Below are 3,354 nucleotides of genomic sequence, written 5' to 3'. Positions count from 1 at the left end.
TCAAAAATTCGATGCACTAAAGGCGGCGCTTCATCCGTAGAAGCGGTAACAGTTCCCTCAGCAAAATCAATCAAACATAACACCACATCATCGGGTTTATCATCCACATCCGAAGGACTATCAGGGTCCTTCACACAGTCAAATAGTTTTTTAGCAAAAATGCTATCGCGACGTTCGCGCAAATCTGCCTTTGCTTCAGTGAGTCCAACTTGCTCTTTTTCTTCCGTAATAATTTTATTAATGGAAGGTTCTTCCTTAAATCGGGCTAACTTGGCGATCGGGTCAAAATCCAGATACCACGCCACTGCCAAAATTCGCTCTAAAACGCGATCGATAAACCCACTTTCAATACTCGGAGTCAGCAAGGATAAATTCAACTCAGACTTACGAATTCCCGACGAAATCCCTTGAGTCAAAGAATGCAAAAAAATCGTCCGCGTCACCCAAGTAGAAAAGGGAGGTTTTCCTGCTGCTTGCCATTCTTCATCCTGCACTTGAGCATAAGCGCGTCTGCCATCGGCATTGTAAATATCCGCGCCAATGGGAGGGCGCATTTGGGGACGTTGCAAGCGCGAAGTCAAATCATCAGTAATCTCTGAATCTAAACCAACCGGAATATGATGAGTATGAATCATCGGAATCCAACTCTGAGTATCTCGCCATAAATAGCGCAAAACTTGGGCAAATAACCGCAACGCCCCCCGGGTGGTTTGAAACTCGGGAATCGAAGCAATTTTTTTAGTCAGCAGATTAAACAATTCCGGATGAAAGGGATAACTTTGGGCGATCGCCTGGGAATAACTCGCATCCTTGCACCCTTCCGGCAAATCCAACCGACTCGCGCGATAAGCACTTAAATATTCCCCTGCCGCTTTTTCCGCCGCATCCTCACTCACCATCGCAAACATTCGCTGTTTGACAATATTATAAATCTCAATATCTGTAGAGGGACTCAACACCCTTTCTTGCCTTGCCGAAGCGCTCATCGCCTCCTGTAAATCCCTCGTTTCCTCACCAAATGTATCCGCAGTCGAAGCGAGGGAATAAATCAACACCAAATGATTACAAGAAGCAGCTAAATCCATCAACGAAAATAAAAAAGCCACCACCTGTCCCGCCAAATCGGTTTTACCCAGAACTTTAGCTTTTGCCGATCGCAAATATCGCGCCATTTCATCTAACGCAATGACAGTGGGTTCTCCTCCTAACAACCGTTCCAAAACCGAAGTCCCGGGACTGCTGCCACTGGTATCACTCCCCCGCAACAATTCATATCCCGAAATCCCCCCAATTTGATAAGCAATCTCACCCCATAACGTGTAAGTCGTCACCCCGGTATCCTTATGATAAATCCCTTGTTCCGGGTCCAAATCACGTCCATCCACCGCTGCCACTTGAATCGAACGACTGGGAATCAAACTCAAATCTGCAAAGCGATCGAGACCCTGAATCCGTCGTCCTTCCTTGCAGATATGCCACAACGCAATCAAATCGTGAGTTTTCCCCCCACCAAAACTCGTCTCCAACCGAATCGCCGGAGAACCGACCCCTTGCTGAGTTAACCGACTAAAGGTTTCCCGAATCAGCGTCTTTATCCCATCCGTGGGAAACGTATTAGAAAAAAAAGTATTAGCATCTTGATAAACATGAGGCGCTTTCCCTTCCACCACCAATCGCAGTTTCGCCGCGAATAAATCTAACGCCAATTCACCGGATAAAATTTCCTCACGGGGATGACAAGTTTCAAAGATAGATTGCAACATCAAATTCCTCCTGAATCCTGGTACAAAAAATAATTGATTGCTTTTTATTAATCTAGCGCAATTTGCGACAACCGGATGTTAAAATTGATAAACATCCTGACAAATCCCGGGATTTGTCAGGAGTGCGATCGCGAATAACTGTGGGAACCTCTATATGACTTACACCCCACCCAAACTCCTTAAATTTGAGGAATTTATTGCCCTGTATGGGGAAAATACCCGCTATGAACTGATTGATGGAGAACTCAGAGACATGGAACCGACGGGTCCTCACGAAGAGGTATCCGGAAATATTGCCGGAAGAATTTATGTAGAAATCATTCGCGATCGCCTCAACTGGTTAATTCCCAAAAACTGCCTAATCAAACCCCTGAATGCCGAAGCTACCGTCTTACGTCCTGATGTCATAGTTTTGGATAAAACCCAACTCAATCAAGAACCACTGTGGCAGAAAGAACCCATTATATGTAATGGCAATACCATCCAGCTAGTCGTAGAAGTCGTGAGTACCAATTGGCAAGATGATTATGCCCGAAAAGTAGAAGAATATGCCCTATTAAATATTCCCGAATATTGGATTGTAGACTTTCGAGGATTAGGGGGTATCCAATTTATCGGAAAACCGAAACAACCCACCCTAACAATCTGCCAATTAGTAGAGGGTACATACCATCAGCAACGCTATCGTTTAGGAGACTCCATAAATTCTCCCCTGCTGCCCCATTTAAACCTCACCTTAGATGACATTATGCCAACCTAATCCATCTATTCCCTATCCCCTCCCCTCCCCCTCCCCTTCCCAAAGCAAGAGTGGAATAAACAGGGGAATTGTTGTCAGGTATTATAACCGAGAAAGTCGAGTGATTGGCGGTGGATTCATGACCGAACTCTACAACAAAACCTCAGAAAAGGAAAAACGGCGATCGCTGCGTCATAATATGCCCCCTGCTGAAAAGTTGGTCTGGCATAGATTGCGCGATCGTCAGATTGAGGACTGCAAATTTCTGCGGCAGTATAGCATTAGTATATTTGTAGTTGATTTTTATGCGCCTGAACTGAAGTTAGCGATCGAAATTGATGGAGAGAGTCATTTTGGGGACGAGGCGAGAATTTATGACATTGAAAGACAGACTTTTTTAGAAGCTACAGGGGTTTGTTTTTTAAGATTTACGAATCAGGAAGTGTATAAGGAGTTGGATGGTGTGATTGAGGCGATCGGTCAGATGATTTGCCGATTGCGGGAGGGACCCCACCCTAACCCTCCCCTTGCCAAGGGGAGGGGACCGGAGAGAGGGACCCTACCCTTGGGGGACCGGAGGGGAACCCCACCCTAACCCTCCCCTTGCTAAGGGGAGGGGACCGGAGAGAGGGACCCTACCCTTGGGGGACCGGAGGGGGACCCCACCCTAACCCTCCCCTTGCTAAGGGGAGGGGACCGGAGAGAGGGACCCTACCCTTGGGGGACCGGAGGGGAACCCCACCCTAACCCTCCCCTTGCCAAGGGGAGGGGACCGGAGAGAGGGACCCTACCCTTGGGGGACCGGAGGGGGACCCCACCCTAACCCTCCCCTTGCTAAGGGGAGGGGACCGG

The 3,354-nt window shown here is 47.5% G+C and carries 3 protein-coding genes; 2 read left to right on the top strand and 1 reads right to left on the bottom strand.

What is annotated here, in order from left to right; genetic code table 11:
* Positions 1 to 1,763 (bottom strand): ATP-binding protein (locus J0895_RS23100; RefSeq protein ID WP_207090342.1); only part of this gene is annotated, 1,763 nt, incomplete at its 3' end.
* Positions 1,764 to 1,917: 154 nt separating this feature from the next.
* Here J0895_RS23100 and J0895_RS23095 point away from each other — a divergent pair.
* Both J0895_RS23095 and J0895_RS23090 read left to right on the top strand, forming a co-directional pair.
* Positions 1,918 to 2,523, top strand: coding sequence for a Uma2 family endonuclease (locus tag J0895_RS23095; RefSeq protein WP_207090341.1), 606 nt, complete (start codon positions 1,918 to 1,920; stop codon positions 2,521 to 2,523).
* Entirely contained in the window at positions 2,504 to 3,097 is a 594-nt protein-coding gene (locus tag J0895_RS23090) for an endonuclease domain-containing protein (RefSeq protein WP_242541533.1), read from the top strand. Before J0895_RS23095 ends, J0895_RS23090 begins: the two co-directional genes overlap by 20 nt.
* Positions 3,098 to 3,354 lie beyond the last annotated feature (257 nt).

It is taken from the genome of Phormidium pseudopriestleyi FRX01, assembly GCF_017313335.1.
GTDB lineage: Bacteria > Cyanobacteriota > Cyanobacteriia > Cyanobacteriales > Laspinemataceae > Laspinema > Laspinema pseudopriestleyi.
The sequence above is the reverse complement of the archived record's forward strand: the minus strand, read 5'-3'. Positions and strand labels throughout refer to the sequence as shown.